Below are 5,761 nucleotides of genomic sequence, written 5' to 3' on the forward strand. Positions count from 1 at the left end.
TCCCCCGCCAGCGCGTCGAGCGCCGGCCCCGCCTGCGGCCCGGACAGGCGCACCACCGCGATCGCCGCCCGGCCGGGCGCGGTAGAGACGGCGACGATGCTGTCGCGCTGAAGCGCGGCGTCGAAGGCGGACGGGGAGGGGGCGCCGGCGTCGGTCATTGGGGCTCGGCCTCACGCAGGATCAGTGTCCCGCGGTGATGGACGAGCGGCGCGGCGCGATCAAGCCGCGCCGAAACGCGAAACGCCCGGCGCGGGGCCGGGCGTCGATCGCAACGCCGGAAACGAATGCCTCAGAGTTCGTTCGGAACGTCCGTCATGCCGTCATGCCCGAGTGTATCTCGGGCATCCACGACTGAGGCCCGGACGCTCTCGTTTCGAGACACGTCGTGGACACATGCGCAGAGCGCGGGCATGGCGAGCGCTTCGATCGCGCGGCCTGAGTCATTCTCAAACAGGCTCTCAGCCGCCGACGAGGCTGCTCACGTCCAGCGGTGCGCCGGCGTCGGTTTCGATCGCCATGTCGAACTCGCCGCGGGCGTTGCGGAACACCCGGTAGACGATGCGCTCGTCGATCGCGTTGCCGTCCTTGAAGGTCAGCACCTTCGGGCTCAGCGCGGCGATGTCGTCGAACGAGCCCCATTCGGAGGAGGCGATGATGACCTCGTCGCCCACCTGGCAGGTGCGCGCCGCCGCCCCGTTCAGGATGCAGCAGCGCGAACCGGCTTCGCCGTAAAGCACATACGTTGCGATGCGGGCGCCGGAGTTCTTGTTCCAGATCTCCACGAATTCGAGCGGCTCCAGCCCGGCCTCGCGGCAGAGCTCGGCGTCGATGGTGATCGAGCCGTGGTAGTTGAGATCCGCGCCTGTGACGCGGATCCCATGGAGCTTCGCCCGAACGTAGCGCTGCATCGACTGTCCTTTACGCGGGGACCGCGGCCTTGGCCGGCACGGTTCCCCCGGCGCGCACCTCGTCCACGGTGCGCAGGCCGGGGCGCTGCGCGTTGACCAGAACCGCCATATTGCCCGGAGCGTGCTGGTTCTTCCACATCTTGGTGTGCGCCAGCGGAATGTCCGCCCAGGTGAACACCTCCGACATGCAGGGGTCCACCCGTCCGTCGAGCACGAACTTGTTAGCGGCCGAAGCCTGCTTCAGATGGGCGAAATGCGAGCCCTGGATGCGCTTCTGCCGCATCCAGACGTAGCGGGCGTCGAAGGTGATGTTGAAGCCGGAGGTGCCGGCGCAGAACACCACCATGCCGCCGCGCTTCACCACGAGGCAGGACACCGGGAAGGTGGCCTCGCCCGGATGCTCGAACACCATGTCCACGTCGACGCCCTTGCCGGTGATCTCCCAGATCGCCTTGCCGAAGGCGCGGGCGCTCTTCACCCACGTGTTGTATTCGGGGCTGTTGACCTTGGGCATCTGGCCCCAGCAGTCGAAGTCCTTGCGGTTGATGACGCCCTTGGCGCCGAGGCTCATCACATAGTCGCGCTTCGACTCGTCGGAGATCACGCCGATGGCGTTGGCGCCCGACTGCTTGATGAGCTGCACCGCGAACACGCCGAGGCCGCCCGAGGCGCCCCACACCAGCACGTTGTCGGAGGGCTTCAGCGCGTGCGGCGCATGGCCGAACAGCATGCGGTAGGCGGTGGCGAGCGTCAGCGTGTAGCAGGCGGCCTCCTCCCAGGTCAGATGCTTCGGCCGCTCCATGAGCTGGCGCGACTGCACCCGGCAGAACTGGGCGAAGGAGCCGTCCGGCGTCTCGTAGCCCCAGATGCGCTGGCTGGAGGAGAACATCGGATCGCCGCCGTTGCACTCCTCGTCGTCGCCGTCGTCCTGGTTGCAGTGGATGATGACCTCGTCGCCCACCTTCCAGCGGGTGACCTTGCGGCCGACCGCCCACACAATGCCCGAGGCGTCCGAGCCGCCGATGTGGATCGGGATCTTGTGCGCGTCGATGGGGGAGATCGGCTCGCCGAGCGAGGCCCAGACGTGGTTGTAGTTCACGCCCGCGGCCATGACGTAGACCAGCACCTCGTCATCGCCGATCTCCCAGGTCGGAACGACCTCCACCTCGTTGGCGCTTTCCGGCGGCCCGTGGCGCTCCTTGCGCACCACCCAGGCGTACATGTTGGCGGGCACATGGCCGAGCGGCGGGATCTCGCCGAGTTCGTACAGGTCTTTCCGTTCTTCCGTCGAAGCCATGGCGGGCGAACCTTCGTGATCTTTGGAGAAAGTGACGTTTGGTCGCGGCACTATGACGGGGCCGCGAACCGACGCAATGCGACGATGGCCTCATGCTGCGGCGCGAGATGGCCGGAACGAAATCGCGCTCCATCTTTGGTCGGGTGGGCGCTGCGGCGCGGGAAAGGGTCCCGCGCGGCGCCCCTTCGGAGGGCTCCGCCATGGAAGTGTTCGCCGGTTACGGCATTCTCGCCATCCTGATCATCGGCGGCGTCGCCGGGTGGCTCGCAGGGCTGATCGTGCGCGGCTACGGTCTCGGCATTCTCGGCAACATCGTGGTCGGCGTCATCGGCGCGGTGGTCGGCGCATGGCTGCTGGCGCAGCTCGGGATCTTCGTCGGCCCCGGCGTGCTCGGCCAGATCATCGGCGCCACCATCGGCGCGATCGTGCTGCTGCTGATCATCGGCCTGTTTCGACGGGCCTGACGTTAGAACCCCTCGACGATCGGCTCATTGCGACGCAGCATCGGTCGGCTAAACACTGGCGCGGGCGGAGAACGCCGCCCGCGATTGCGCGAGGCGAGCTGACATGGCCGACAAACCCTGGCTGTTCCGGACCTATGCGGGCCATTCCTCGCCCGTGGAGTCGAACAAGCTTTACAAGTCCAACCTGGCGAAGGGCCAGACCGGACTGTCCGTCGCCTTCGACCTGCCGACCCAGACGGGCTACGATCCCGACCACGTGCTGTCGCGGGGCGAGGTGGGCAAGGTCGGCGTGCCGCTGTCCCATCTCGGCGACATGCGCACCCTGTTCGACGGCATCCCGCTCGAGCAGATGAACACCTCCATGACCATCAACGCCACGGCGGCCTGGCTGCTGTCGCTGTACGTGGCGCAGGCGGAGGAGCAGGGCGCGGACCGGTCCAGGCTGAACGGCACCACCCAGAACGACATCATCAAGGAGTATCTGTCGCGCGGAACCTATGTGTTCCCGCCGGCGCCGTCGCTCCGGCTGATCCGCGACGTCATCCTGTTCACCACGACGGAAATGCCGAAGTGGAACCCGATGAACGTCTGCTCCTACCACCTGCAGGAGGCCGGGGCGACGCCGGTGCAGGAGCTCGCCTACGCGCTTGCGACCGCGATCGCCGTGCTGGACGAGGTGAAGGAGACCAACCCGACCGAGGAGTCCTTCTCCCAGACGGTGCAGCGCATCTCGTTCTTCGTGAACGCGGGCATGAAGTTCATCACCGAAATCGCCAAGATGCGCGCCTTCGTAGATCTCTGGGACGAGATCACCGCCAAGCGCTACGGCGTGACGGACGCCAAGTCCCGCCGCTTCCGCTACGGCGTGCAGGTGAACTCGCTCGGCCTGACCGAGCCGCAGCCCGAGAACAACGTCTACCGCATCCTGCTGCAGACGCTGGCCGTGACGCTGTCGAAGGACGCCCGCGCCCGCGCGGTGCAGCTTCCGGCCTGGAACGAGGCGCTCGGCCTGCCGCGGCCGTGGGACCAGCAGTGGTCGCTGCGCGCACAGCAGATCCTGGCCTATGAGACCGACATTCTCGACTACGCCGACATCTTCAACGGCTCCGCGGTGATGAACGCCAAGGTGGAGCAGCTGAAGGACGAGGCGCGCGCCGAGCTCGCCCGCATCGACGAGATGGGCGGCGCGATCGCGGCGGTGCAGTCCGGCTACATGAAGGGCCGGCTGGTGGAGTCAAACGCCCGCCGCCTCGCCGCCATCGAGAGCGGCGAGCAGATCGTGGTCGGCGTCAACCGCTGGAAGGAGACCGAGCCGTCGCCGCTCTCCACCGGGTCCGGCGCGATCCAGGTGGTGCCGGAAAGCGTGGGCGTGGAGGCGATCGAGCGCCTGAACGCCTGGCGCGCCCAGCGCGACCCGAAGGCGGTCGAGAAGGCGCTGGCCGACCTCGCCGCCGCCGCCAAGGAGGACCGCAACATCATGGAGCCGTCCATCGCCGCGGCGAAGGCCGGCGTCACCACCGGCGAATGGGGCGCGACCCTGCGCGAGATCTTCGGCGAGTTCCGCGCCCCGACCGGCGTCGGCCGCTCGGTGCGGGCGGAGGCCGGCGGCGACGACATCGCCCGCGTGCGCGGGGAGGTGGAGGCCGCCTCCACCCGTCTCGGGCGCCGTCTCAAGCTGCTGGTGGGCAAGCCCGGCCTCGACGGCCACTCCAACGGCGCCGAGCAGATCGCGGTGCGCGCCCGCGATTGCGGCTTCGAGGTGGTCTACGAGGGCATCCGCCTGACGCCGGCCGAGATCGTGAACGCCGCGCTCGAGGAGGGCGTGCACGTGGTCGGCCTGTCGATCCTGTCCGGCAGCCACGTGCCGCTGGTGCGCGACGTGCTGGAGCGCATGCGCAAGGAGGGGCTGGACGACGTGCCGGTGATCGTCGGCGGCATCATCCCGCCCGAGGACGAGACGCAGCTCAAGGCCATGGGCGTGACGGCGGTCTACACGCCGAAGAACTTCGACCTGACCTCGATCATGTCCGACATCGTGCGCATCGCCGAAACGGCGCATCAGGAAGCGGCCTGAGCCGCGTCCTGCCGGGGCTTTCGGGCGCGGCCGGCGCAGGTTCCTCACCCGTCATGCCCGAGCTTGTCTCGGGCATCCACGACTTGGGCCGGGCGAAAGCTGAAACGTCCAAGTCGTGGATGCCCGGCCTTCGCCGGGCATGACGGCGAGGGGGCCACGCGGGCTCCCGCACCCGCAGACCCTCTTCCGGCCCAGCGCCGGCCTTACGCCCGCCCTTGGCTCACTTCGTGCCGTAGAGCCGGTCGCCGGCGTCGCCGAGGCCGGGGACGATGTAGCCCTTGTCGTTCAGCCGCTCGTCGATCGCCGCGGTGAACAGCGGCACGTCGGGATGGGCCTCAGTGAAGCGTGTGATCCCTTCGGGCGCCGCCAGCAGGCAGAGAAAGCGCAGGTCCTTCGCGCCCGCCTGCTTCAGCAGATCGACCGCGGCGACCACCGAATTGCCGGTGGCGAGCATGGGATCGACCGCGATCACCAGCCGGTCGCCCAGATCGCCGGGGGCCTTGAAGAAATACTGCACCGCCTCGAGCGTGTCGTGGTCGCGGTAGAGGCCCACATGGGCCACGCGGGCGGAGGGCACCAGATCGAGCATGCCGTCCACCAGCCCGTTGCCGGCGCGCAGGATCGAGGCGAAGACCAGCTTCTTGCCGGAAATCTTCGGGGCCTTCATGGCCTGCAGCGGCGTCTCGATGTCGACCAGCTCCACCGGCAGGTCGCGCGTCACCTCATAGGCCAGCAACAGGGCGATCTCCCGCAGCAGCGTGCGGAACTCGCCGGTGGAGCGCTCCCGGTCGCGCATCAGCGACAGCTTATGCCGCACCAGCGGATGATCGATCACCGTCACCTGAGCCATCGCAGATCCCCCTTTTGTCGCCGTCAGCCGAGTGTCTCGTGGATCAGCGGCGGAGGCGAGACCCCGTCGCCGAGCCGGTAGGCGGCGCGCACCGCATGGGCGGCGCGCTCGGCCGACGCCGCATCCCGGGCGTGGACGACCGCCAGCGGCCGGTCCGGCCCGGCCGCG

Annotated in this window: 5 protein-coding genes; 2 read left to right on the forward strand and 3 right to left on the reverse strand. The window is 68.6% G+C overall.

Features of this window, described 5'->3' with window-relative positions; genetic code table 11:
• Positions 1-458: 458 nt before the first annotated feature.
• Positions 459-908, reverse strand: coding sequence for an aspartate 1-decarboxylase (gene panD, locus ACFQ4O_RS14395; RefSeq protein WP_378776524.1), 450 nt, complete (start codon positions 906-908; stop codon positions 459-461).
• Positions 909-918: 10 nt separating this feature from the next.
• On the reverse strand, positions 919-2,205 hold the full coding sequence (ccrA, locus tag ACFQ4O_RS14400; protein ID WP_378776526.1) for a crotonyl-CoA carboxylase/reductase: 1,287 nt from the start codon (positions 2,203-2,205) through the stop codon (positions 919-921).
• 200 nt (positions 2,206-2,405) lie between these two features.
• Between ccrA and ACFQ4O_RS14405 the strand changes: the two genes are divergently transcribed.
• Positions 2,406-2,669, forward strand: coding sequence for a GlsB/YeaQ/YmgE family stress response membrane protein (locus ACFQ4O_RS14405; RefSeq protein WP_378776528.1), 264 nt, complete (start codon positions 2,406-2,408; stop codon positions 2,667-2,669).
• A 103-nt stretch (positions 2,670-2,772) separates the two neighbouring features.
• Entirely contained in the window at positions 2,773-4,743 is a 1,971-nt protein-coding gene (locus ACFQ4O_RS14410) for a methylmalonyl-CoA mutase family protein (protein ID WP_378776530.1), read from the forward strand.
• A gap of 220 nt (positions 4,744-4,963) precedes the next feature.
• Here the strand turns inward: ACFQ4O_RS14410 and upp are convergent, their stop codons facing one another.
• Positions 4,964-5,593 carry a uracil phosphoribosyltransferase gene (gene upp / locus ACFQ4O_RS14415; protein WP_378776532.1) on the reverse strand — a complete coding sequence of 210 codons (630 nt, stop codon included), beginning with the start codon at positions 5,591-5,593 and terminating at the stop codon, positions 4,964-4,966.
• Positions 5,594-5,761: the final 168 nt, after the last annotated feature.

It is taken from the genome of Methylopila musalis (assembly GCF_042679725.1).
GTDB lineage: Bacteria > Pseudomonadota > Alphaproteobacteria > Rhizobiales > Methylopilaceae > Methylopila > Methylopila musalis.

What these genes read in the sequence shown, in the direction of transcription:
- ccrA (WP_378776526.1), bottom strand. Translation starts at nt 2,205, where the DNA reads ATGGCTTCGACGGAAGAACGGAAAGACCTGTACGAACTCGGCGAGATC.
- ACFQ4O_RS14410 (WP_378776530.1), top strand. Translation starts at nt 2,773, where the DNA reads ATGGCCGACAAACCCTGGCTGTTCCGGACCTATGCGGGCCATTCCTCG.
- upp (WP_378776532.1), bottom strand. Translation starts at nt 5,593, where the DNA reads ATGGCTCAGGTGACGGTGATCGATCATCCGCTGGTGCGGCATAAGCTG.
- panD (WP_378776524.1), bottom strand. Translation starts at nt 908, where the DNA reads ATGCAGCGCTACGTTCGGGCGAAGCTCCATGGGATCCGCGTCACAGGC.
- ACFQ4O_RS14405 (WP_378776528.1), top strand. Translation starts at nt 2,406, where the DNA reads ATGGAAGTGTTCGCCGGTTACGGCATTCTCGCCATCCTGATCATCGGC.